This window comes from Streptomyces sp. Inha503, assembly GCF_047215865.1.
GTDB lineage: Bacteria > Actinomycetota > Actinomycetes > Streptomycetales > Streptomycetaceae > Streptomyces > Streptomyces lycopersici.
The window spans coordinates 4,190,451-4,214,068 of sequence record NZ_CP178360.1; the positions used below are offsets into that span (position 1 = coordinate 4,190,451).

Annotated in this window: 30 protein-coding genes; 19 read left to right on the forward strand and 11 right to left on the reverse strand. The window is 68.1% G+C overall.

Annotated features, from left to right (window positions below; genetic code table 11):
- Window positions 1–35 precede the first annotated feature (35 nt).
- The 17 genes from ACJX2R_RS17370 to ACJX2R_RS17450 all read left to right on the forward strand — a co-directional run bounded on the left by ACJX2R_RS17370 (window position 36) and on the right by ACJX2R_RS17450 (window position 13,162).
- Window positions 36–419 (forward strand): hypothetical protein, encoded by a 384-nt coding sequence (locus ACJX2R_RS17370; protein ID WP_413100850.1) that lies wholly within the window; start codon window positions 36–38, stop codon window positions 417–419.
- A gap of 64 nt (window positions 420–483) precedes the next feature.
- The gene (locus ACJX2R_RS17375; protein WP_413100851.1) at window positions 484–1,011 is read left to right on the forward strand and encodes a hypothetical protein; all 528 of its coding nucleotides are present in this window, start codon (window positions 484–486) and stop codon (window positions 1,009–1,011) included.
- Between the two features lie 92 nt (window positions 1,012–1,103).
- Entirely contained in the window at window positions 1,104–1,745 is a 642-nt protein-coding gene (locus ACJX2R_RS17380) for a hypothetical protein (RefSeq protein WP_413100852.1), read from the forward strand.
- Window positions 1,746–1,841: 96 nt separating this feature from the next.
- Complete coding sequence (locus tag ACJX2R_RS17385; RefSeq protein ID WP_413100853.1) at window positions 1,842–2,366, forward strand: hypothetical protein; 525 nt, start codon at window positions 1,842–1,844, stop codon at window positions 2,364–2,366.
- Between the two features lie 160 nt (window positions 2,367–2,526).
- A complete protein-coding gene (locus ACJX2R_RS17390) occupies window positions 2,527–3,087 on the forward strand; it encodes a hypothetical protein (protein ID WP_413100854.1) in 561 nt (186 codons plus the stop codon).
- Between the two features lie 93 nt (window positions 3,088–3,180).
- Complete coding sequence (locus ACJX2R_RS17395; protein ID WP_413100855.1) at window positions 3,181–4,035, forward strand: hypothetical protein; 855 nt, start codon at window positions 3,181–3,183, stop codon at window positions 4,033–4,035.
- A 71-nt stretch (window positions 4,036–4,106) separates the two neighbouring features.
- Window positions 4,107–4,706 (forward strand): hypothetical protein, encoded by a 600-nt coding sequence (locus ACJX2R_RS17400; protein ID WP_413100856.1) that lies wholly within the window; start codon window positions 4,107–4,109, stop codon window positions 4,704–4,706.
- A 165-nt stretch (window positions 4,707–4,871) separates the two neighbouring features.
- The gene (locus ACJX2R_RS17405) at window positions 4,872–5,495 is read left to right on the forward strand and encodes a DNA cytosine methyltransferase (protein ID WP_413100857.1); all 624 of its coding nucleotides are present in this window, start codon (window positions 4,872–4,874) and stop codon (window positions 5,493–5,495) included.
- A 16-nt stretch (window positions 5,496–5,511) separates the two neighbouring features.
- On the forward strand, window positions 5,512–6,132 hold the full coding sequence (locus ACJX2R_RS17410; protein ID WP_413100858.1) for a hypothetical protein: 621 nt from the start codon (window positions 5,512–5,514) through the stop codon (window positions 6,130–6,132).
- Between the two features lie 200 nt (window positions 6,133–6,332).
- Complete coding sequence (locus ACJX2R_RS17415) at window positions 6,333–7,658, forward strand: DNA cytosine methyltransferase (protein ID WP_413100859.1); 1,326 nt, start codon at window positions 6,333–6,335, stop codon at window positions 7,656–7,658.
- A gap of 296 nt (window positions 7,659–7,954) precedes the next feature.
- On the forward strand, window positions 7,955–8,308 hold the full coding sequence (locus ACJX2R_RS17420) for an HNH endonuclease (protein ID WP_413100860.1): 354 nt from the start codon (window positions 7,955–7,957) through the stop codon (window positions 8,306–8,308).
- Window positions 8,305–8,583: a hypothetical protein gene (locus ACJX2R_RS17425; protein WP_413100861.1), complete on the forward strand. Its 279-nt coding sequence runs from the start codon at window positions 8,305–8,307 to the stop codon at window positions 8,581–8,583. The genes ACJX2R_RS17420 and ACJX2R_RS17425 overlap by 4 nt, the downstream gene beginning before the upstream one ends.
- Before the next feature lie 293 nt (window positions 8,584–8,876).
- Window positions 8,877–9,479 (forward strand): hypothetical protein, encoded by a 603-nt coding sequence (locus ACJX2R_RS17430; RefSeq protein WP_037946916.1) that lies wholly within the window; start codon window positions 8,877–8,879, stop codon window positions 9,477–9,479.
- Between the two features lie 291 nt (window positions 9,480–9,770).
- Window positions 9,771–10,010, forward strand: a complete 240-nt coding sequence (locus ACJX2R_RS17435) for a hypothetical protein (protein WP_164433818.1) — start codon at window positions 9,771–9,773, stop codon at window positions 10,008–10,010.
- Between the two features lie 215 nt (window positions 10,011–10,225).
- On the forward strand, window positions 10,226–12,019 hold the full coding sequence (locus tag ACJX2R_RS17440) for a hypothetical protein (RefSeq protein ID WP_413100862.1): 1,794 nt from the start codon (window positions 10,226–10,228) through the stop codon (window positions 12,017–12,019).
- A 93-nt stretch (window positions 12,020–12,112) separates the two neighbouring features.
- Window positions 12,113–12,394 (forward strand): hypothetical protein, encoded by a 282-nt coding sequence (locus tag ACJX2R_RS17445; RefSeq protein ID WP_413100863.1) that lies wholly within the window; start codon window positions 12,113–12,115, stop codon window positions 12,392–12,394.
- A 168-nt stretch (window positions 12,395–12,562) separates the two neighbouring features.
- The gene (locus ACJX2R_RS17450; protein WP_413100864.1) at window positions 12,563–13,162 is read left to right on the forward strand and encodes a hypothetical protein; all 600 of its coding nucleotides are present in this window, start codon (window positions 12,563–12,565) and stop codon (window positions 13,160–13,162) included.
- Between the two features lie 70 nt (window positions 13,163–13,232).
- On the opposite strand, the gene ACJX2R_RS17455 is transcribed toward ACJX2R_RS17450, so the two are convergent.
- From ACJX2R_RS17455 to ACJX2R_RS17505, 11 genes are all read right to left on the reverse strand, one after another.
- A complete protein-coding gene (locus ACJX2R_RS17455) occupies window positions 13,233–13,616 on the reverse strand; it encodes a hypothetical protein (RefSeq protein ID WP_413100865.1) in 384 nt (127 codons plus the stop codon).
- A gap of 235 nt (window positions 13,617–13,851) precedes the next feature.
- Window positions 13,852–14,250, reverse strand: coding sequence for a hypothetical protein (locus ACJX2R_RS17460; RefSeq protein ID WP_413100866.1), 399 nt, complete (start codon window positions 14,248–14,250; stop codon window positions 13,852–13,854).
- Window positions 14,251–14,397: 147 nt separating this feature from the next.
- On the reverse strand, window positions 14,398–14,589 hold the full coding sequence (locus ACJX2R_RS17465; RefSeq protein ID WP_413100867.1) for a hypothetical protein: 192 nt from the start codon (window positions 14,587–14,589) through the stop codon (window positions 14,398–14,400).
- 118 nt (window positions 14,590–14,707) lie between these two features.
- Window positions 14,708–16,678: an FtsK/SpoIIIE domain-containing protein gene (locus tag ACJX2R_RS17470; protein ID WP_413100868.1), complete on the reverse strand. Its 1,971-nt coding sequence runs from the start codon at window positions 16,676–16,678 to the stop codon at window positions 14,708–14,710.
- Between the two features lie 335 nt (window positions 16,679–17,013).
- Window positions 17,014–17,235, reverse strand: coding sequence for a hypothetical protein (locus ACJX2R_RS17475; RefSeq protein WP_413100869.1), 222 nt, complete (start codon window positions 17,233–17,235; stop codon window positions 17,014–17,016).
- Window positions 17,236–17,320: 85 nt separating this feature from the next.
- Window positions 17,321–17,572, reverse strand: a complete 252-nt coding sequence (locus tag ACJX2R_RS17480; RefSeq protein ID WP_413100870.1) for a hypothetical protein — start codon at window positions 17,570–17,572, stop codon at window positions 17,321–17,323.
- On the reverse strand, window positions 17,569–18,483 hold the full coding sequence (locus ACJX2R_RS17485; protein ID WP_413100871.1) for a hypothetical protein: 915 nt from the start codon (window positions 18,481–18,483) through the stop codon (window positions 17,569–17,571). Before ACJX2R_RS17485 ends, ACJX2R_RS17480 begins: the two co-directional genes overlap by 4 nt.
- A gap of 238 nt (window positions 18,484–18,721) precedes the next feature.
- The gene (locus ACJX2R_RS17490; protein ID WP_413100872.1) at window positions 18,722–19,606 is read right to left on the reverse strand and encodes a phosphotransferase family protein; all 885 of its coding nucleotides are present in this window, start codon (window positions 19,604–19,606) and stop codon (window positions 18,722–18,724) included.
- On the reverse strand, window positions 19,600–21,021 hold the full coding sequence (locus ACJX2R_RS17495; protein ID WP_413100873.1) for a helix-turn-helix domain-containing protein: 1,422 nt from the start codon (window positions 21,019–21,021) through the stop codon (window positions 19,600–19,602). The genes ACJX2R_RS17490 and ACJX2R_RS17495 overlap by 7 nt, the downstream gene beginning before the upstream one ends.
- 197 nt (window positions 21,022–21,218) lie before the next feature.
- Window positions 21,219–21,422, reverse strand: a complete 204-nt coding sequence (locus ACJX2R_RS17500; protein ID WP_413100874.1) for a DUF397 domain-containing protein — start codon at window positions 21,420–21,422, stop codon at window positions 21,219–21,221.
- 13 nt (window positions 21,423–21,435) lie between these two features.
- Entirely contained in the window at window positions 21,436–22,335 is a 900-nt protein-coding gene (locus ACJX2R_RS17505) for a helix-turn-helix domain-containing protein (RefSeq protein WP_413100875.1), read from the reverse strand.
- A 361-nt stretch (window positions 22,336–22,696) separates the two neighbouring features.
- Between ACJX2R_RS17505 and ACJX2R_RS17510 the strand changes: the two genes are divergently transcribed.
- Together ACJX2R_RS17510 and ACJX2R_RS17515 are read left to right on the forward strand one after the other, a co-directional pair.
- Window positions 22,697–23,125: an ATP-binding protein gene (locus ACJX2R_RS17510; RefSeq protein ID WP_413100876.1), complete on the forward strand. Its 429-nt coding sequence runs from the start codon at window positions 22,697–22,699 to the stop codon at window positions 23,123–23,125.
- Window positions 23,126–23,129: 4 nt separating this feature from the next.
- Window positions 23,130–23,561, forward strand: a complete 432-nt coding sequence (locus tag ACJX2R_RS17515) for a DUF6415 family natural product biosynthesis protein (RefSeq protein ID WP_413100877.1) — start codon at window positions 23,130–23,132, stop codon at window positions 23,559–23,561.
- Window positions 23,562–23,618 lie beyond the last annotated feature (57 nt).

Consider the following 23,618-nt stretch of genomic DNA (forward strand, 5'->3'; position numbering starts at 1 on the left):
ACCGCCGACAAGACCCGAACCGAAAGGTGACCCTGATGGCTTCTGCCAACTTTCGCCGCGCCGCCACCGTCATCCGCGACCGCGCCCGCGCCAACCGCGCTGAGGCCCGCGCACGCCGCTCCGCCGCCACCGCCGCCCGCCGTGTCCGCACCGGTCCCCGTTCACTGGCCACTCACATCATCGCCACTGGCGCCCCGCTCGACATCGTGAGCGGAGCCGCCGATGCGCTTCGCACTCAGGCCCGCAAGGCAGGCGTACGGGGCCGTGCCGCCCGCATCCGACGCACCTTCAACGGCCGCGCCCGTCGCGTCGTCACCGTCTACCGCTACACCGCTGAGCAGGTCGCCCAGATCGTCGCGAACTACAAGCCGCGCAAGGCCGAGTACAAGGTCATCCGCGCCGCCCTCGCCGCCGCCTGACGGACACAAGCCTGCGCCGGGGCGCACACTCTGCGCCCCGGCCCCAGACACCGGAGACCACCACATGAACGCCAACGCTCCACGCGCCACGCTCACCGCCACCGAGGCTGCCGCACTGCGCGCCCGCATCACCGCCAACATCGCCCGGGACCGGTCCGCCCCGCCCGCCACCCGGGGCGCACTCCGTTTCATCGCATCCCACCTGGACCGGGCCGCTGAAGCACTCGAGCGTAAGGCGCTCAAGGACGCGGCCCAGATCCTCAGTGACGCCCGCGAGATGGCACAGCTCCACCCGGACACCCAGTTCCCCGCGAACTTCACGGACTACATCGAAGCCCCGCTCACTGGCGTCGCCTTGCCGACGCTCGCCCCGTTCAACCCCGTCACTCCTGCACTCGCCCAACAGGAGACCGACCTCCGGCACCGCCTCATCCTCGTTCACGAAAAGCTCACACGCGCCACCAGCGAGCCCGCCATCGACGCGTGGCTCCCCATCGCACTCGCCCTCCAGCGCGACCTGATGAAGCTCGCCAGAGCCGTCCGTGTCGACAACGCACGGCCCTGCAACCAGGGCAAGCCCACCGACGCTTGACCACGCCAGCCACCGGGCGGGACCAAGCACTACCCGCATGACCACATGACCCGGCCGGAGAGCAACCGGCCCGACCCGAAAGGCACCAACTGATGAGCACCGTCACCACGCTCGTCCCCGAGGCCCGCGCCGCCTACGGCGTGTACGCCACCTTCCCCCGTCGCCGGTACGCCGCCGACATGCTCATTGAGCGGATCACCCCGATGCAGGCGCACGCGTCGGCCCGAGCCGAGAACAGCCGCGCCTGGAGCACCGCCGCCAAGCAGCTCAGCGGTGCCATCGACGCCGTAAGCGCGGCCATCGACACGCCGCTCTTGGGCGGACGCCCGATCCGTCGGGCCGCCATCGCGATCGTGCTGGACGCCATCCTCGCCTTCGAAACGGCGCACGCCACTTCCCTCCCGTGCGACGACCACGGGCGCTACAACCCCGCGCCCGGCACCGAATACGAGTTCAGCGTCTCTGACATCGGCCGCGCCGCCGTGCAGCTGCTCGGCCCCGACTGGCACGCCGAATCCACTTCGTGGGGCGTCGGGGCGCGTCTGGCGCGCAACGGCGAGCCCCGCAGCACCTTCACCCTCGGCGTTGATGAGATCGATGACGACCTGTACGTCAGGTCCGACCTGATCGAAAGCACCGTCTACCTGTCCGACGCGTGTGCCGTCGACGGCCTTGACGTGCTCGCCACCCGCGTCGCCGACACCGTGCGCAGCCTCCGTAACGGCGAGGGCTGATCACCCACCAAGACCCCGCCCCGGCCACCCGGCCGGGGCCCTGGGCCCGGAGAGCAACCGGGCCCGCCCGACCCGAGCAGAAAGGGCCCACACGCCATGAGCATCATCGACTTCCCCGACGACGACCGTATTCACATCGTCGACATCGACGTCAGCACGCTGCGCCCAGGCGACATGCTGGCACTCACCGAGAACAGCCCCGTCAAGCTGTACTCGCGCGACGCCGTCCGCACTGCGATGACCGACGGCGTGACCATGGCAGCTGACGAAGCGAACATCAGCAGCGGCGACAGCCGATTCGTCTGGGCCCACGCCGCCGCCATGACGCTGCTCGACAACCCGTCCGCGAACTGGGCCACCGTGAGGAACGCGCACTACGCGCCCGGCCCCGCCCCGACCGACGATGACGACCCGCAGTACACCCGCGATCAGGTCTCCCAGGCCGTGAACAACGGCATCGACCTCGCCGCCAAACGCGAGCGACACACCGTCGCGGACGACCTGGACAACCTGATCGTGAACGCGGCGCTCACGCTCCTCGACGATCCGGACGCCGACTTCCACAAGGTGGCCACGGAGAACTACGACGAGTGCCCGAGCGTCATCCGCTCCTGGCTCTGACCACCTGCGGGCGCGCCTACGCGGCGCGCCCGCCCTGGGGCCGGGGGACAGCCAGGACCGGCTGAACCAGAAGCCCCTATCGCGCGGGGTCCCACTCCCCGCGCGATCCCTTCCCGGCGGACAACAGCCGCCGGGCCGACCCGATTTGAGAGGCCCCCTGATGACCGACACCTACATCTGGAAGCCCGCTACCTGCTATGTCTGCGCCGATCCGGACTCACGGCTTGCCTCTGGTGACAGTGACCGTCCCGACATCCTCATCTGCAACCGGTGCCCGTCTCACGGCCACCCGCCGTACCGCGACCTACTCGACGTCGCCACTGCGCTCACGCCGCCCCAGAAGCTCACCATGCGCGCGGACACGCTCATGGTCGGCACGCCTGCCGAGCCCGACGGTCTCACCCCGTACACCCTGGGCGTGGCCAACCTTGCGGAGTCCAAGCGGCTGCGACCGACCTGGCGTACCGGCAAGGTGACCCACACGCTCGTCCTCAGCTCGCCCGGCCCGCACGGCGTGTCCGGCCATGTCACCGTCGGCGCCCGCTCCGGAAAGATCCTGCGCGCCTTGCTCAAGTACCCGTCAGACAGCGTCACCACGCAGGCCAACGCCACTGGAACCAACGCCGTACGCGAACTCCTTGCGGGCGTATCCCCGTCGCAGTGCCCGCCCAACTGTGACGCCCCCACCGTGGACACCTGCCTCAATCGCGCTCCCCAGTAGCCCCGCCCCAGGCAGGGGGCGACGCAAGTCGCCCCCTGCCGTTCCACTCCCCGGCGGAGAGCAACCGCCGACCAAGACCCGAGGAACCACCTGATGGCCACTGCCACCGCCCCCGTGCCCGCCCCGTCGGCGCTCGCCCATCGCGTCGCCGCGCAGCTCCCGCACCGCGACGGCAACGGGTGGACGACCACGCCGTACGCCGCGTGGTGGACCCCCCGCCCTGCCTACCGCCTCGCCCAGACCGGGCGTCCAGGGGCGCTCATCCTTGCCGAGCACCCCTGGCGTACCGAGATCGCGTGGCAGCTCGACGACCGCGAGCCGTATGACCCGGACCTATCCCTTGACCGGATGGACCCGGAGCCCGTGACCCGCGAGATCCTGCGGCTCATCCTGCCGCGCCTGGACGACGCATCCGCAGTGGCGTACGCCCACCGCCCCGCCGAGGCCAACCGGCTGCGTCACCTCGAGCTGATCGGCAGCGCTATGCGCGCGCACGGCGCTGCGCCGCGCACTCTCGTCGGCAACCAGCCGAATAGCCACCTCGTGGCATGGCGCAGTCAGGGCGTGCGGTACGTGGTGACGCTCGTCGGTGCGCAACCGGCGTGCGACCTGTCCGTCACCGGCCCCTTGACCGTCATGGAACGAGTGCTGCCGTTGTTCCTGCCGGAGCCCGCTGCCGAGCCCTCCACCTTGCCCTCTACCTTCCCGGTGCCCGCCGTCAGCACCCACCTGGGCCGCCATGTGGCCGCGTACCTGGCGCAGTTCACACCCGTCGACCAGCTCGACGACGGCGGACTCGCCTTCGGCGCAGCGACCGGTCCGTTCGGTTACGTCGCCCCATCCGACGCCCCGGGCGACCGCCTCCGCGACACCGCGCCCATCTCCGCCGAGCTGCACGGCGTCGGCGTTGACCACCTGGTCCACCTCGCCCCGATCCTCGCCCGCTGATCCACCCACCCCATGGTCAGCCCTGGCCCGAACGCCGGGGCGCACCCTCCCACGGACCGGAGACCACTCCCATGCTCGAGAACACCCCCACCCCCGTGGAGACCTTCCCGCCGCTCATCGGCGCCCAGGTCGAGCCGCATGCCGCCGCCGTCCGCCAGGACACCTACACCGAGGTGGCCGCGATGCTCCGCCGTGGCGGCCTGCCGATGTCGGGTGGATTGGTGGAGGCACACCGCGACCTGACCGACCTGCACCGGCCAGAGCAGCGCGCCGAGTTCGCCCGCGAGGTGCGCCATGCAGGGCCAGCGGTGGCGCTGCGCCCGCTCCTCGATGCCCTCGCCCCGCAGACGCTCACCGATATCCGCGAGACCGTGGCCGATGCCGAGGAGGCCGCCTGGCGACGTGTCATCGCCCGGCGTCTGCGTGCCCTGGCGCCTCGCTACGAGGCCGCCGTGTTCACGGCGGTGGAAACCAAACTGGGGCAGGGACACGACGACTACAGCACCAACGATGTGGAGCTGTACGCGCCCGGCCAGGACGACCCGAACGAGACCGTCGATCTCGACGACGCGCCGCTGACGCGGGCGCTCGGCGCACTCACCGAACTGCTGCACCCGGACGAAGGCGCTCGGCTCACCATCGACTTGGACGCCAGGGGCCGCACCGGCTGATCACCCCGAGCCCCGAAACCCCGCTGATCTGCTGCCGGGCGTGACTGACCTCACGCCCGGCAGCGGCGCTCCCAGCGGACAGAAGCTGACCCCGAGCGACAGCCTTCCGACTCCTTCGCGCGCCCGGATCTCCGAGGCCGCCGCTCCCCTCGGGAAGGAGTCCCTTTGTGCCTCTGCGCCCCTGAGCGCACCCCCCGCCCTCGCATCCCGTCCCACCCCCGTATCGGCTCCCTTTGCAGCGGTTACGGCGGCTTGGACCTGGCGGTACAAGACCTGCTTGGCGGAGAGGTCTTGTGGCACTGCCAGTACGACCCCGACGACGCCGAACAGCATGCCGCCCGCATCCTGGCTCACCACTGGCCGCAGGTTCCGAACTACGGGGACATCGCCCGCGTCGACTGGAGCACTGTCCCACCCATCGACGCCCTCACGGCCGGTTTCCCTTGCACTGACGTCAGCCTCGCGGGGCAGCTCGCGGGTATCGGGCCCGGCACCCGCTCCGGTATCTGGGCCCACGTCGTCCGAGCCATCCGCGCCCTTCACCCAAGATTGGTAGTGATCGAGAATGTCCGAGGTCTTCTCTCCGCACCGGCCGCTCGCAGCCTGGGACCAGGGGGCGGGCCAGTGGATGGCGAGCAGCGACCCGGGCCTCTTCGAGGTCTTGGTGCCGTACTCGGAGATCTGGCCTCCCTCGGGTTCGATGCGGAGTGGAAGATGCACCGTGCCTCGGATGCCGGAGCGCCGCACCGCCGTGAGCGCGTGTTCATCCTCGCCTGGCCGGCAACATAGAGCCGTCGGTTCCGGCATGACCTACCGGCGCGCCGAGGTGGAGCGCGGCCGCAGGCAGCCGCCCCTGCGGCGGCACGCGGCCCCCTCCGGTTCGCCGGGTGACTGCCCGTCGGCTCCGCCGTTGCTGAAGACGCCCACGGCACAACTCGCGGTGAATGGTGGGTCCCAGCACCCTGACAAGCGGCGCGAGGGCGGGCACGGGCCCACTCTCGCCGATGAGGTGGAGCACTTGCTGCCGGGCGCTGCCCACTACATCGAGGAGCCACCCAGTGGCCCCGGCAGCGCCGAGGAGGGGTACCAGCTCGCAGTGCCGCTCACCACGCCCCCGCGCGGCGCCTGTTGCCCCCGCCTCCAGGCCCCGGGTGAAGCCGTATGGGGACGGTACGCCCCGGCCATCGCCAGGTGGGCGCAACGGATCGGTCGGGCGGCTCCGCTCGCAGTCGACGCTCGTGGCCGTCTCGCCACGGTATTCGTGGAGTGGATGATGGGGCTCCGCGACGGCTGGGTGACCGCCGTGCCTGGTCTGCCGCGGGCGGCGCAGCTCGCTGCTCTGGGGAACGGAGTGGTGCCCGCGCAGGCGACGGACGCTCTCCGGGTGTTACTTGAGCGCGCGCACGGCGAAGTTACGGCCACATAGCGGTGCGGCCGTGCCCGGCTCTCTGCCGAGTGGGCCGGGCACGGCTTTCGACTCACGCGTGACGGACAGACGGGATACGCCAGGGAGCGGCACCGGTCACGTATGAAGTGCTGAAACACAGCAAGAATGACGCGTGCTGTAGTATTTTTGAAGCTGGTGGAGAGCAACCACCGCAAGACCCAGATCGAAAGGCCCGGAACGTGCCCGAGCTGACCGCAGCCGAACAGAGCGTCGTCACCACTGCCCTCTCCTACAAGGGGACCGGCACCCCGATCCCCGCCCACGTCAGGGATCAGTTAGACCAGATCGCCGCGCCATGGCCCGGCCGATGGCTCCTTCCCTGGGAGGAAGGCGAGCCGGAACGCGTCGTAGAGCTGTGCGCAGGTCCGGGCGGATGGGGCGAGGGACTGAAGACCGTTCTCGGCATCACCCGCTTCGACGTCGTCGGCATCGACATCGACCAGGACGCATGCGCCACCGCCCGCGCCGCCGGTCACGTCCGCATCTGCGCCGACGTGACCCAGCTCGACCCCGAGCACCCCGCACTGCGCGGCACCCGCGGCGTCATCATCAGCCCCCCATGCCCCAGCTTCTCGACAGCGGGCAAACGCGCCGGGCTCCTGGAGGCCAACCTGAACATCCTGTGCGAGACCATCTCGTACGTCGGCGAGGCCGCCGGGTTCATCCGCCTCGACGAGGTGTGCTGCGATGAGCTGTACCCCGACCTCGAGGGCGACTGCCCGCTATGCGGGGAGTACGGCTACCACGAGGGGTACGCTCCGCGCTCCGGCGCCACCTGGGCCGAGGTCCGCGCCATGCTCGACGGGCTCACCGACCCACGCATAGCCATCATGGCCGAGGTCGCCATATGGCCGCTCGGACTCCAGGCGGCGGGTGCACCGATCGAGTGGATGGCCATGGAGCAGTCCAGCAACCTGCCTGAGCGCGTCCTTGAAGACCTCTCGATCGAGTTCGGGTGCGCCGACTGGTTCCGTACCTCCTGGGCCATCCTGGAAGCCGCAGACCTCGGCGTCGCCTCCCGCCGCAAGCGAGTGTTCATGATCGCTACCCGACACAAGTGGGTCGACATCGCGCCTCCCGCCGCGGCCCTACCGGTCACGACGATGGCCGCAGCACTCGGCTGGGATGAGGGCGAGCGGATCAACACCCGAGGCAACCGGCCCATGGATCCGGTCACCGGCCGTGCCAAGGGCGGCAACTGTTTCAACGCCGACAAGCCGTCCTGGTGCCTCACCGGCAAGACCCGAACCTGGGTCCGCGAACGCGATGGTCTGCGCCTCACCCCCGCGGAGGCCGGAACCCTTGTCAGCTTTCGCGCCACCTACCCTTGGCAAGGCTCCCGTTCCTCCTCCTTCCAACAGGCTGGAGACGTCGTCTGCCCCGTCGTCGCCGCGTTCGTCCTCGCTGCGATTCACGGCATCGACTGGGAGCCTCTGGTTCGCGACTACCTCACCGGCCTCTATCACTACGACGACCTATGGGCCGAGTACGAGCTAACCGTCTGACCCACCAGCGCGGCCTCGCCACCACTCGGCGGGGCCGTGGTCGGGATGTCTTCCCCCGGCTCGTCCTCCCGCACCTCCCGGGACGGCTGGAACCGGCTCGGGTGCGCCCCCATAGCCCCGGCTGCGGCCACCTACTCTTCCGCGCGACAACGACCGAATCCCCGGGTGCGTCGCCGCAGGCCCCCGGAGAACGCGACGTAAGGCGGGGCCACCGTTCACTCTCCCGTCGCTCGCCCTGTCGTTCCCCAACGGACCGCACCCTGCGGCCCGGCGGCCGGGCAGGACGGAGACCGATCGTGGCCCGACGACGCACCGGCCCCTCGGACACAGTCCGCGACCTCGTCTACCAGCGCGACGGTGGATGTTGCGTGCGGTGCGGTTCCCTGCATCGGCTGACGATCCACCACCGCGTCAACCGCGGCATGGGCGGCGCTCGCGAGCCCTGGATCAACCAGGCCCAGAACCTGCTGCTGGTTTGCACGACGTGCAACGGCTGGTTCGAGGACAACCCGAAGCCGTCGTACGAGGCCGGATGGAAGGTCCGTCGCCCCCAGCTCCCCCACGAGGTCGAGGTCCAGTACGCCGACGGGCGCATGTACCGGCTCACCCCGGACGGCATGCGCACCACAACTGCGGTAGCGACCCGATGAGGCGGTCGAACCCCGGGTTCATCGACTTCGGCCGCTGGACGGCTGGCACTTGGACCACGGCGCCTGGCATCTGGTTCGCGATTGGCTACGCCTACAGCCGCGATGAGAGTCCGTACGGCGTCTGCGGGCCCGCCATCACGATCGGCCGTCGCACATGGGCGGTCTTCGCCCTGTACTCCCGCGCCGAGCACGAGGCACGGAAGCGCGATCCGTGGGCGAAGGCGAGCGAGGAGTTCCAACCGCTCCCCCGGTGTCGACGGTGGTGGTCGTGGTGACGCGCCTGACCGGGCTCGGCGTGCTGCGCCGCGCCGTGGTCCCGCGCACGACGGTCGGCCGGATAGCCTTCACCGACGCCCCGCACCCACGCGATCCAGGTACAGGGTGCGACGTCTACGGTCGGATGTTCTTGGTGGGGCGGTTAGGGTTCGCCCTGCTCAGAAGGAGTGCGCGGCGGGCACTATGACAAGGTCGCGTCTACCGCTGTACTATTTCCGGGTTCGTTCGGCATGGGGTTGCCCCAGCCTTCGCCCGGTACCCGCGCGGTGCCGCCGTCCAACGGAGGCCAGTCATGCCCGCTGCGCACCACAACCTCACGATCCCCGACCACAAGATGCTGCGCGCCGAGGCTGAGCGCGAAGTCAAGGAGGAGCTGGGCGCCATCGCCCGGCCCGACGAGCGGTTCAAGCGGGGCTGCGAGATTGTCCAGCAGGCTGACCTGGAGATCGCCGCACACACTGAGGAGCGCAACCAGGCCGCCCTGTCCCTGTGGTTCTACGAGGGAATCCGCGGCCTGGACAAGGTTCTCGGCATCCTCCCCAATGCGTACTCGGAGATGCGCCGCATCGCCCTGCACGGCGACAAGAAGGCGACGATCAACCCAGGCGGCGACCTGAAAGCCCGCATGACCGCCGAGGAGCGTCGCCGCGCCGCCGAGAAGGCCGGCGTGCCGTACATCGAGGACGCCGCCGACCGGCTGCCGTCCCTGGCCGCGACGGTGTCGGTAGCGACGGCGCGCAGGAAGGCCGCGATGCCGTTCCTGTACGACGTCACGCTCGTCCTCACCGAGGAGCCGTACGAGTGGACCACAGACCGCATCGCCGCGCATGGTGACGTCACCCCCGCGTACGTGCGCAACCTGAAGAGCCGGGCGAACCGACGCCGCGGGCGCTGACTCGCCCGTCCCTCAATCCGGCCCTGATGCATCACCGGGGCCGGGTTTTCAGTCGCCGGTGACCGGCGCCTGAATTTCCGGTGCCGGTGAAACCGGGTCCCGGGAGTCCGGGTTCCGGCAGATCAGGCGCCTTTAGTAAGATCATCAAGCATCACTATCAAGTAGTTACGGTGCCTTCGCTTCGCTCAGGCACCGTCGGCGTCAGAGCGGTTCCGGTGTCCCCCCGACCACAGGGATTGGCGCGGCTGTCACAAAGTCGGGAGAGGCGGCGTTCCCCCCGGCATGACGACCATGCCCAGCCCTCTGCCCCTGGCCCGCCACTACTACGAGATCCGCCGTGAGGTCCTGGCCGCGTGCGGCACACAGATCACACCCTGGTACCGGCTCACCGCCGACGAGCGTGCCGTCGCCGTCACCGAGGCGGAGATCGTCCTCGAGGCAGTGCGCCGCGCGAACGAGGAGCACGCCGCGCTGCTGGACGTCGCCGCCCACAAGCCCGCTGTCGACACCCCGGGCATGGTGCAGGCGTAACAAGATCGGGCCTGCCAACGTACATATAGGTGCTGAGGCCCGCGCGATTTCTCCCCCTCTGGTCGCGCGGGCCTCGAGCCAGACTTCCGGCGCGGAGCGCAGATGACGCGTGACGTTCATATTGCGCCGGAAGCCGCGGTTTGGCCGGGACGTCAGGGCATGGGCACCCAGCCAGACCGCGACATAAACCAGGCCCGATCGGCACCGTCCACCGCATGTCCCGCATGCAGCCTGACCAGCCGGCACGCACCCGCGTGGCCCCCTCGGCGTCCAAGCTGCGGCACGCCCGCCCCGGCATCGCCTCCCGCGATGCCGCCAACGTCGCCGACATCCTGTTGCGCCTTCCGCCCACCGAGCGCCGCAACGCCTTCAAGCACCACCTCACCGACCGGGAACGCGCCGTCGTCTTGACGGAGGTCGAGCGCGCCACGGGCTCCCTGTATGGCCTGTGGCGCGACACCCCGAGCGGCTTCGTTGAAGACGTCCTTGGCGAGAGCCTGTGGTCGAAGCAGCAAGCCGTGCTCGACGCGATCGTCGACCACAAGAGGGTCGCCGTCCCGGCCGGGTTCGGCGTCGGCAAGACGCACCTCGCTGCCCGCGCAGCCGTGTGGTTCACCAACGTGTATCCCGTCGGGACGGCTCTGTGCATCACCACAGCGACGCGTTTCCGTCAGGTGCAGCGGCAGCTCTGGCCGCACATCCGCAAGGTCGTGCCCCGCGCCGGCCTGCCGGGCGCTTGCGACACGGTCCAGTACAAGATGCCCGACCCGTACGGCAATGACTTCGTGGCCGCGTACGGCTTCTCCGCCCCGGCCAACGACGAGGCCGCGATGCAGGGCATCCACATGCCTCACCTGCTGCTCATCGTCGACGAGGCGGGCGGTATCGCCCCGATGATCGGCCACGGCACGAACAACCTGCTGACCGGCGGGCACGCCGCGATGCTCGCCATCGGCAACCCCGCGATGGACGACCCGGCGAGCTGGTTCGAGGAGCTGTGCATCGAGGGCGACGACCCGAGCGAGCCGACCACCGTCACGATCCCGATCTCGTCGCTCGACTCCCCGGCGATCACTGGCGAGCTCGCCCCGTACTGCACCGACTGCCCCCACGGCGTCGCCCGGCACTCCCTCGCCGATCACATGCCCGACCAGGACTGGGTGGACCGCACCATCCGCTCGTACGGCGAAGACCATCCATATGTAATCGCCAAGGTGTTCGCCAAGTTCCCGAAGGGCGGCGGTGGCATTGTCGTCCCGCCGAGCTGGGTCGAGGCCGCCATGTCGTACGAGGATCCGACAGGCGACGGCTGGCATCGGATCTGCGACCTCGGCTTGGAAGGAGAGACTGCCGAGCACACCGTCTGCGAAGGCGCCTGGGTCCGCCTCGGCTCCGACATTGCCGCCGATGGAGGAGATGAATTCACCGTGTACCGCTCCGTCGGCGATGCCGTCGAATTCCGGCACGCGTCCGCCGGTGCCGCGAACGACAACCAGGTGTCCGTCGCCGAGCGCGTCCTCGAGGAGATCCACGCCGCGCAGCGCCTCGCCGACGCCCTGAACTCCCCGCACCCCGTGCGCGTCAAGATTGACCAGAACGGAATCGGCCACGGTGTGGTTTCCATGCTCCAGCGGTGGGCAGAGACCGGGCGGCACCGCGCGCAGATCGTCGGCGTCATGGTGTCGGAGTCCCCGAGTCAGGACGACCCAGGGGCCGTCATGCGCCCGTGGCGTAAGCGTGACGAGATGTGGCTAGCAACCAGGAGCCTCCTCCAGCCGGACCCGTCGTCTGGTCGGGGGCGGCTGCGGCTTCACGTCGACAAGAAGGCGGCCGCCCAGCTCTCCACACCTAAGCTGCTGTCGACGACGAGCGGCTACACCCAGGTCGAGAGCAAGCGGGCGATGAAAGCACGCGGCATGAAGTCGCCGGATCGTGCCGAAGCCGTGTTGCTTGCCTTGTACGAGCCGGAGCCCCTACACAAACCACGCCGCCGTGGCCTCCTCAACTGAAGAATGCATGGCCGATGACACCTTGAAGGCATGCGGGGGCAGCGGCGCACTTCACAACCCTCGCATTCCCGCGTCGCGCTACTCTGCCTGTCCATGGCGGATCCGTTCCTTGCAGCTCTCGACCAGGCCACCCGAACCGTCGTCGCGCGAGTCCGCGGTGAGCTCCCGGCTGTGGCCCCCACCACGAAGGCGACACGGCCGACCGAGACGATCACCCACTACTACTGTTGCGATCCGAAGCGGGCGCTGTGCGGGCTCGATCTGAGCGACATGCCTCCCGCCGGCGACGGCGAACAGGACTGTGTCGTCTGCGCCGACCTCGACGCCGCGAACGCGGGCTGTCCGATCTGCGCCAACGGCCAGAGCATGGTCTGAACCCGCCGCGGCCGACGCGTCGAGGGGAAGATGGCCGTATGGCCCAGCGCCGATCTGAAACGCCCGGGGCATGCTCCGCGTGACCGCTGTGTAACAAGCACACCAGCGTTCGGCGCCAGAGCCGCAACAGCCGCTCAGTCTCCTGGCGACAAACAGGACGCTGCCCGCGTGGACAAGATTGAAGACCTCGCGGTCGCGGTCGCCGTCGCCGTCCTGACCTGGTGGCTGACCAACCTCTCCCGTAAGCGCGCCGATCGCGAAGCCGAGAGAAGCGCTCTCCAGATCCAGGCTGACGCCCTGGTTGTCGCCGTGGCGGACGTGCGGGGCGCGGCTGCCTCCGCCCGAATCTTGTACGAGGGCTGGCCTGAACGTGCCCGCTCCGGGCTCTTGGCCGCCCTCGCCTGCGCGGGAGCAGCGGCCCGCACACGGGTTGCTGGCGGCTCTGACCGGCTCGCGTTCGTCGCTGGGCTCGGGGCAGCGGCCCACCTCCTTGGCGCTGACCGACGAGCGAGCAAGCAGCACGCCGCCACAGTGCAAGGGCCGATGCTGCGCCTCGCCACCGCCGCGGCCCCGCTGGTACGCCACCCCGACGAAGGCGTCGCCACCGCCGCCGACAACCTGTTGGCCGCAGCATCGAGGGTGGAGGATGCTACCCGCCTGGACGCCGCCCTCGACCGATTCGGCCGCGAGGTCTCCCGAGCCCTCCAGTCCCGAAGGTTCCGGCTGCGGCTCCGCTCCCGCGTTCAGGAGCCCCACGGCAGCCGGTAATGATGGCCTCGGCGGAACGCCGAAGGGCCGCCGGAACGTGTCCTCCGGCGGCCCCTCATCGGCTCCTGGATCAGGCCGCCGGGTACGAGCCGGTCACCGTGATGATCTCCGCATACTTCGCGCCCTCGGCATCGCCGTAGAGGTGGTTGACGTTCTGGAGGGCGGCACCGTTGGATGTCCCGGTCACGCGCAGCCTGTCGATCTGCGAGCCGTCCGACCCGGCGTAAATCTGCGCCTCACCGGTCCAGATGCCATGGTCGGCGTCGCGGCCATCCAGGCTGAGGCTGAACACGTAGCGGACGCCCGACTTCGCGGGCTTCGGCAGCGTCAGGCCAAACCCCGCGCTGGACGCCGCAGTGGTCTCCATCTGCGCCACGATCTGCGCTGTGAAGGTCACCAAGCCGTTCACCTCGACGTACTCGCCGGTGCCAACCGTGCCGTCCGAGCCGTTCACGTTCGTCAGCCTCGGGGTCCACTGAGTCATGAGAAAGGTCCTCCTGAGTATCGGGAACCTGCCAGATCGACAGGCCCGCGCACTCTGGAGGACTGGGTGTCTTAGCGTCGCGTCCTCACTGCCGCGGCTCGCTTCGGCTGTGCGGCAGAACCCACCGCAGGAGCGGCCGAGGCGCTGCGCCGTGCCGCTCCGCGGTCACTTCCTCTCCGCGCGGCCGAGGCGTACCGTCCTTGCGCTACTGCGTCGGGTGCTCGTCGAGCCAGTCGGACAGGTCATGCGCCGAACCGAGGACCGCCGGACGATTGGTGAAGGCGTCCTCACCGACATCCATCCCATCCTGCATTTTGTCGAGCAGGACGTACGCTTCCCGCCAGAACTCCGGACCGGTCGCCTTGTCGGCGTTCATCGCCTTCCGCAGTGCTCGCGCGGGCTTGACCACAGCCTGCATCTTGTCCCAGCACTCCCCAGCCGCCTCCGGACAGCCGTCGCTGGTATCGAACTCGTCGACCGCGTTCTGGAACGTCTTCGTCGCCTCGCTGACGCTTGGTGCCTTCGGCTTCGCGGCCGGCTGCTTCTGCGCCTCAGTCTCACCGCCGCAGGCGTTCATCCCCATCACTGCGGCTGCGAGCAGCACGCCCGCCGCGGTCCTCCCCCACGTGTATCTCCCCATAAGAGGGGATCATGCCATGAACAGCCTGTCCGTCCCATGGCGTACTGTTCGGTTCGCCGATGATGCCCGCGCCTGGGCAACGGCCGAGGGGCCCCTTTCGAGGCCCCTCGGTCACTTCTTCTTCCCTCCGAACAGGCCCCGTAGGGCCCGAGCGGCTACCGCGATACACAAGGCGCACACCCCGGCGGCAACCAGCGCGACCACCAGGCCAATGAGCAGCATCACGGCGATGGCCGCCGCGGCGAACCCGAGCGCGACATAGCGGCCCCATCGGTCCGGCTGCTTCACGATGATCTGCTGCACGGGCTGGCCGTGTGCGTGGCCGCACTGACAGGCCGTCGGCAGGGCACCGTGGTATCGCTCAGCAGGCATGTGCGGCGCTATCTGCTCGTACGGGAAGACGTGCGCAGGGATCACGGGTTTACCGGGCAACGGTGTTCTCCTTCTCCAGGGACGGGACAATGGGAGCGGGGGCGTGTTCGGTGGCGGTGAGGACGTAGACCTTGGCGCGGCCGCGGACACCGGAGTCGTCGACCCAGCCCTTCGCGACCCACTGGGAGATCGGGCCCTGTACGGAGGTGCGGTGGCCCGCGATGCCCTGGGCAACGGCCTCTTGGAGCGTCAGCCCTCCGGGGCCTGCCTTCCGCAGGGCCTCCCACAGCGCAAGTCGGTTGTCCGGGATGCGGGAGCCGTCCGGGAACGTCGGTACCGGGCGCAGCCGCGGCCGCGCGGCGGGCTCCGTCGGCCCCGGTGCCGGCGGAACCGGGGTTCCGCCACCGGACCCTCCGCCCCTCGGGCCGCCCGCCGGGGCGGTCGGCTCCAGCAGCGCACCGTCCCGGGAGACACCGCCGTACTCGGCGATCGTCGCGGCGATGTCCTCGTCGGTCGGGTAGTAGGCGCGGCGCTCCAGGGGCGTCTTGTGGGCCTTGTCGCGGGAGGCGATCATCAACTTCCCTGGCAGGTTCAGTAGGTCGAGCCGCCAGCCCTCGCCGTGAGCGCCCACTCCGAAGATCAGGTTGGTCGCGGTCGGCTCGGTGACGCCCAGGCCGATGCGCACCTGGTACTGCTGCCGGGCATCGGTCGAGTCGCCGAACACCTTCGCCGACGGGGACTGAGTCGCCTCGACGAACATGATCGCGGCGAAGCGCGCGAGCTGCTTGAGGGATTCCAGTTCCTTCGCCAGGTCCGGGGCACGCCGGATCAGCTCCGCCAGCTCGTCTATGACGATGAACCAGGCTGGGCGTCCGTGCTTGGCAGGATCCCACTTGCGCACCGGGACGCCGGTCTCCCGGCGCCACTGCGACATCAGCTCGCCGCGCTCCTTGATCTCCTGCCGGACCATGTCGAACAGGGTCTTGGCTCGGCTCGCGGTGTCCGCCAGGGCGAGTGCGCACGACTCCCACGGGCCCAGCTCGACCGCGCCCGGCTTCATGTCGACGAGCAGGACTTCGGCGTCCTGACAGGCGACGAGGTTTCCCAGGATCACGTTCAGCACACCCGACTTGCCGTTGTCCGTCGCGCCCGCGACCAATACGTGGTTGTAGAGCGGGTGAAAGCCGAACGGAGTCCCGTCCGGGGACAGGCCGAGGGGAAGCCACTCAGTGCACGACGTCATGGCCGGGCCCGGCCACGCGATCGTCTCGGTCAGCGGGTCCCGCACCTGCATCTGTACGAGGAGCTGGTTCTCCCGCTCGCCGACCCGCAGCCGCAGCGCGCCGGGCAGGTCGAGGTTGGCCGCGAGCTGCTTCTGCTTGGCGATGACGACGGCGGCGGAGGTGTTCTTGCCCGGCGGCAGCGTCACCACGCAGTTCCAACCGGTCTCGGTGTACGTGATCCGGGACACGTCCTGCGCTGGGATGCCCAGGGCGACCAGGGCGCGGCGCAGCGCGGTCTCCTCTGTGCTGTCGCCGGTAACGCCCGGGGTGTCGATGTTCAGACCCATGGAGTTGGGCGGGGAGCCATTCTTCGCGGCTTTGATCTGGAGGTTCATGCGGTCGTGGCGGGTCTTCACCAGCCAAGGTCCGTACGCCCAGTACGCGCCGACCATCGTCGCGCCAGTCGCCATGAACGACGGCACGGACGGGCCCAGGGCGGCGCCGAGCCACGTGTCGACGGACATCACCGTGCCGCCGAGCCCGGCTAGGGCCGCCGTGGTGTTCTTGTGTTCAAGGCCCTTCCAGCACAGAGCGCCTGTGGCGGCCGTGGCTAAGCCGTAGCCCGCGTGATCGGTCCAGCCGATACCAGTGGCGTGGTGCCACCACGACATCGTGGTCAGGCCGAACGTCGCGGCGGCCGGAATGAGTTCGTAGCGCAGCCGCCCGCAGAAGCGGCAGACAGCGACGGACGCGCTGGTCACCGCGGCTGCAACACGGCGCAGTCGGGCGTCTTTCATCGGGGGCCTTCCACAGAGAAGTGACGTGACGAGGGAGAGGGGAAACCCCTGCCTGGGACACGTCACATCACCTGAAGAAGGCGACGAGGAGGGTACACGCGAACATCGCGGTGGCCTTTCGTTCGAGTCTTCCGGCGGTTGCTCTCCGCCGAGGAGGTGGGCCCATAGCCCTGTATTCGGTTAGGTGGTCACTGTAGCGCGACAGCCCGTCGTACGGCTGCGATGGTTACCGCTCTCCACCGTCAGGAACCATCAGCGCGCCGACGGCCCGCCTCGTACCCGCGGTCCCAGGGATCTTTCAGTTTCCGGCGCGGGATGGGTGACGAGCCACGGCATCAGGGCCTCCACGAGGTACCGGTGCGCTGCGGGGCCTGGCCGGGGATCTCCCGCTCGGTCTCCTCGATGCTGGCGCCCATCTCCATGGTGTGGCTGATGTAATCGGCGAGAGCTTCCACCCGCTGGTCGACACGGCCGGACTCCTCGGACGGCGGGACCGACAGCAGGACCTGCGTGAGGTCCGGGTGCCGGTCGGACGGACCGACTCCGTCGTGGGACAACGCAGCTCGATGTTGAGCCAGCCCTCCGGGAGCAGCCACTCCCCCTTGTGGCGGGTCGGCGACGGCTGCGGACCGATCTCCCCGCTCAGACGGTGCACACCCCCACCGTTTCGTTGATGATCGTCTCGGCCTTGGTGTGGCAGTCCTGGCACGCTCCGCCGTGGTTGCCGCAAATGGCCGCCGCCAGAGCATCCAGTGCGCCCGTAGAGGCGATGTTCAGCAGGGCCGGGGCCTTGCGCGCGCACGATGCGCACGAGCCCGTCTTGCCCTCCCTGCGGCCGCACGCGATCAGCGCGACCTCCCTCAGCAGGTTCGCGGATGATTCGGTGGTGGTCACGTGCGGACTCCCTTCGGGGACTTGGGCTTGAAGTGGGCGATCAGATCCAGGTCCGCCGCGCCCGTCTGCTCGTACACCCGCATCTCCTGGCAGTACGGGCATCGGTAGGCAACAAACCGGCACAGCGGCTCGTCCTGACGGCCGCCCGCCATCACGCACGGTCCAGCGTCGCCACACCAGTCGCACGCCGATGAATAGTGCGACAGCTTCGGTGCCTCGACCCACGGAGACCATTGGATCGGCCGCCCACCGCGCTCGGCCGGCAAGCTTGGCAAGGTGTATGTCGGCAGGTCCGGGACGGCCCACATGCGGCGCGCCTTTCGGTCCGGCGCCGGATCCGGCAGCGTCTCGATCGTGCCTGTGGACAGGAGGCGGGCCGGTTCTGGCTCGGTCTCGCCGCGCAGTGCCCGTAAGCACGCCACGCAAAGCCGCTCCTCGTCGACAGGGCCGCTCCAGGGCCGTACGCCTGGCGCCGACTCGAGGTCCGGGTGGCATTCCACCGGCACGGTGAACATCGCCGTGGAGGGCACCGCAGCGCCCTCGACCACGATGTGCAGCGCCATCCGGCCCGCCGCACGCACGATGACCCGCCCGACCCATTTCGGGGCCGACGTCTCGACAGCCAGCGCGGTCACGCCTTGTTCTCCTTCCACAGAAGCGGCAGCCGCGACTTCATCACGAAGACCTGCGGCAGCAGTCCAAAAGTAGACCTGCTCCGAGTCCCCAACTGGGGCGGTGATCTCCTCCACCTCCAGCGCGGCCGTGCCAGCGTCGGTGAGCTGCCACCGCAGCCCTTGCCGACCGTCCACCTCAAATTCGGCATTCGCGGCTATCGCCCGCTCCTTCTTGGTTTCGGGTCTTCCGGCGGTTGCTCTCCACCGGGTTGCCAGGGCCCAGAGCACACCGATCATGGGAACGACGCGGCGCTCAAGGATGTGACAGTGCAGCTCAGGCTATGCGAGGCAGTACACCAGCGGCTGAAACGACCAGCGCGCGAACGAACCAAGTCGTGGCCCTGGTAAACCCAGCAGGGAAGGCGCACACGATCACGGCCACCCCGATGGCGCGCGCCATCGACGGGTGCGTCAACACCAGGCGCTCGCTCTCACGAGGGATGAGTGAGGGGTACTGCGGGCGTGGTCCAAACGATCAAGCGACAGCACTCCAGCCCCATGGACGTGGCCCACGCCGTCCCCGCACACAGGCGATGCGATACCGGGCCTGAGCGAGGGCCTGCGGGTTCTCGTCCGCAATCTGAAGAGCAAAAGTGACCTTTCGGAGCTCACGAATTCCGCGTAGCGTCGGATATCCGACCCAGCTCATGACGTCGCATCCGTAAGCCTCGCAGAAACGGCCGTATCCTTCTTTCGAGACTGAGCCGAAAGTTTCGTAATCAACCGCAATGCAAGCCAGGTCCCACTCCGGTGGCCCCTGCGAGGTGCGTTCGAAATCCATCAGCACTGCCCCGCTCGGCGTGACTACGCAGTTTCCACCCCATGCATCGCCATGTATCAAGCACTCCGGAAAGCCGAGCGGCAGCTCCTTCCACTCCTGCCGCAGGTCCTCGAGCCAACGGAGGAGCCACTGCTGGTCGTCATTGTCGAGGGAACGAGCCCCCGATAACCGACCTTCGATCCGAACAAACGGATCCAAATGTCCTATGGCGAACGGCGGTAGCGGAAGGGCATGCAGTCGCCGCAGAAGGGGGGCTATATCTACCTCGGTACCATGCCGGTGGGGAGGAAGCTCCTCCCAGAATGTCGCTGCTCGCGTACCACTGTGCACGGGCTGTTCTACTGGCAACGGTCGGACAGCCGGAATGCTGGCTTCAGCGAGCCAACGAGCCACTGCTACCTCACGAGCCGCTGCATACTCCTGGCCAGCGCGCGCGATACGAACCACGATGTTGCCTGGCAACCGCCACAGGTCGTTCTCGGCGAGCCGGATAGGTTCTGCTCCCTGTGAAGATAGGCCAGCAGCAGCAGTAACCTCTCGCAAGATGGCGAGAGATTCCTTGGCTCGAGGCGTCAACATGCCGAGACCGTCCTCCGGATCCGCTCACGCAGTCCCGCCACTTCCGAATTCTTCGCGTACTTCGCCGACGCCCTCGCCAGGTCCTGCACGTCGGTGACAGCTCGCTTGGACCGCAGTTGGCCGATCTCATCCAGCGCCCGGTGAGCGATACACACCGCCTCTTGAGGATCACCAGTAGCCATGGTCAGCGTTCCTAGCTTAGTGCCGGAGAGTGCACGAGAACGCACGTAAGACTCAGCGTGGTTATCGATTGCTGTTTCCAACCGCTCGATCGCGAGCCTCGGCGATTGACCGGGGAGCAAGGCGATATCGAATGCGGCATGTCCAGTGTCGCCATGATGTTGAGCGTAGTCGTAGTACGCCAGCCAGGATGCGTCCTCTCCGTCCTCGGCCAGGCTGAAAGCCTCGTCTGACTGGCCGATGGCGGTCAGGGTCTCCTGCCGGTTCCCAATCTTGGCCCAGGCTCGAGCACGGGCTATGTGTAACATCGCCCGCTCGCGGGGGGTGAGGCGATCGGACCGCACCAGCCCCATATCGGCATAGGTCAAGCCTCCATCCAGGGCTCCGCACCAAATAGCTTGCCGGGCACGCCAGTTAAGGGCAAACGCTCTCAAGTGCCAGTTATCCGCCTTCTCTGCACACTGTGCTCCAAAGTCCAGCAAACGGGCAGCGTTTCCATGCTCGTAGGCATCGAACGCGCTCGCACCCATCACGATGGCGAGATGCCCGACGACAGTGAACAACTCCGCCTCGTACTCCGATGGGCACTTGACGTCGAGCAGGCCCTGGGCCCAGGCCAGTTGGCCGAAGGCAGCTGTTCGAACGATCCCACCGCCGCCGTACAGATTGTCCCAACTGGCATGGTTCTCGGCAGCAGCACGGACCTGTTCAAGGTCGTCCGGCCGCACCACATCAGGCAACTGCGCGTGGACCGTCTCCCGAATCAGATCACCGAAGGATGCCGGGTCGAGGACGGCTAGGCCGCCAGCGGCAAGTAATGCACGACGCTCCACGGCGGACAGGCTCCGATCCAGGAAGGCGAACGGGTCTGTATCAGGCATGCCCGCAGCTTGTGCCTTCCTACCTTCCATCGCAGTTGCCGCTGAAGAGGTGCCCTTGCCGACGATCGGCCTGTCCGCATCAGCACGCCGCTTGTCCGCATCCTCTTCCACTCGGCGCCACAGCCTACGGAGAGCACCGCCAGCATCTAGCGCGTCGTCCAACACCGCAGCGAGGTGGGCGTTGCACGATCGCTCAGCCTTCTCGATTTTCACAATGGAAGCCCCACTGAGGTGCACTTTTGCACCGAGCGCCTCGGCAGACATGCGCCGGGCTGTGCGCCAGTTGCGGAGTTCCATACCAAACCAATGGGCCATGGACTCGGTATCGTCCAAGGGCTTCGGTTTCTGTGGCACAGCGTCCTCCTCGACACCCTCATGCGGACAGCTTTAGCGTCATCAGGCGGTCCGCATCAGGAGCCAACTTCGCGAGTTGGAGTCCGGCGGACCGGTACTGCACCTCTTGGATACCGCAACCCAGTGTCACGAAGCCACCACAAAGCCCGGCCCGAGGCCCTCGCGGGCCTCGGGCCGGGCTGGCGGTCCGCAGCAGATCAGTTCCGCCGAAGAGTCCTGGTACGCACAGCGACGGTGAAGGCACCCCATGCCGCTTGGGAGAAGGTGAGGTGCGGGCCATCGGGCGTCTTCGAGTCCCGGACCAGGAGGCTCTGGGGCAAGTTGGCGCACTCCACGCATTCGTTGTTGGGTGAGCCACTGTAGGAGCTCTTGAACCACTCAAGTTGGGGCTGTTCGGCCACGTACGTTTCCTCGCTACTTCCGGTTTCGCAGATGCGTCTTGCTGACCTCGGCAATCAACTCGGCCGAGGAGGCGGTGTCCAGCGCCTCTTGGCGCAGGAAGGAAATCGCACTGGCGTACTCTTCCCGAGCGCTTGGTTCCTCGAGGAACAGAGAGCCGACCGGGTTCTCGATGAAGATGACGTCCAGTGATGGATCCGGGCCGCCGTACACAACGAAGCTGTTGAGGGCCGCGCTGTATGCACCAGCGGAGAAGGGCAGTATCTGGATACTGATGTTGGGCTCCTGGCTGCGCTGTAGCAGGTGGTCGAGCTGTGCCGTCATAACGTCCGGCCCGCCCACCTCACGCCGAATGACCGCCTCGTCCATCACCACCTGGTACTTCGGAGGGGACTGGCGATCAAGGATTCGCTGCCGTTGCATCCGCATGGACAGGTACTCGTCGACCTCGGCAGGAGGGAGCGCACTGCTGGGTGTGGCCTTGATAGACCGCGCGTACTCCAGCGTCTGCAAGAGACCAGGGATCACGCCCACCGTGTAGTGGCTGATGCGCGAGGATTCGTCCTCCAGGGCGAGCAACAACCGCATCGGGCTCGGCAGCTTGCCCGCATAGGGAACCCACCACCCCTCCACGGCCTTCGAGTTCTTGGCGAGGTCGACCAGGGCCTCGCGCTCCTCGTCCGAGGCGTCGTACGCACGACACAGTTGATCTACCCAGTTCCACCGCACGTTGCCCTTGGCGCGCTCGTACCGGCTCACAGTTGCCTTCGAGACGCCGGCACGTTCACCAGCCTCCTCAGCGCTCCAACCACGGGCTTCCCGAAGCGCCAGAAGGCGGAAGCCAAGCTGCCGCCGCCGAGCTGTCGGCCCCGCAGCCTCCACCGACTCGGCCGGTTCCATCGGCTTCTCCGTCATCGCGGTACTCCCTCGGACTAGTCGCAGCCAGTCTCCCCTTTGCTGGCGCGTAGCCGCCATAAGGGGGAAGTTACACGGCAGAGTCGACGAACCGTGATCGAGTACCGCAACGGTGGTAACAGCCATGCGGACACTCTCTCTGTGAGCGTTACAGAGGGAGAGGACCCACTGCAATACTCCAACCGATCGCTCCGGACGGTGTCTGTGATCTCTGGGACGGAGTGATCACGAAGTGAGTGCGGGTCGCCTCATGACAAGGACATTCGCGATGGTCGAGACCTTACGGAGAACGCCTCCCCGAGAGCGGAGCCTGGCCATGGAACCAGGGGCGCGGCCGAGGGGTCTTCGCACGCATGACGTCGTGACGGTGTGCTTCGAAATCAGTCCGCGCAACGCTGGAGAGGTCATACCTGACCAGGACGCGCAACGCATCTCCCAGATGCGCCACCTGGCCAGGGCGCGGCTCGTCTACTGGAAGCTGCCTGCGTTGGCCGGTGACGTGACGCTGCTCGTGTCCGAGCTGGTTACCAATGGCGTCAAACACAGCTGCGGTACCCAGATCACCATGACGCTCTGCATTGACGATGGCGAATTGCAGCTTGAAGTCAGGGACGAGACCGCCCAGCGGCCTCAGGTCCAACATCCAAACGACGACGCCGAAAGCGGTCGTGGACTCCAGCTCGTACAGTGGATCACCCAGCAGCACGGCGGTTCTTGGGGCGTCAGCTCCGACGGCACCAGCACCTGGTGCTCGATCCCTGTCCCCTCGCCCGGACGGGACGGTGGCTAAGGGAATGGTCGCTGCACACGCCATCGGGACGAGCGGAGTGCGGGAAGCCGTCCGGTGGGTGCCTCCACTGGACGCGAAAACGCTGGAGCACATCCTGGTCAAGATGCGGGGCTGGGATCCGCTCGACTGCGACGCGATCTTCGAGGACCTGGCCGACGCCTTGGACCACCAGGCGCCTGAGGACAGCGAGGCCGATCAACTCGCCTGTCGCCTGAGCGACAACCTCGGGCAACTCGTCAACATCGCTCAGGCCGGGTGCGCGGACCAGCGGGATCACGAGACGACAGTACTCGTCGAGCGGGCCCACACCGTGCGCTCCAAAGAGAGGCCGATCGGCCCCTGGACGGCCATCAGCCACTTGCGACGACTGGCGTGGGTCACCAGCGAACTGCTGGAGCGCCTTCCCCAGACAGGGCGCATCGATGTCACTCCATGATCGCGTCAACTGGACCACCCCCGCGTCTGGTGGGTGCCGGCCGCCGCCCCTGCTCCA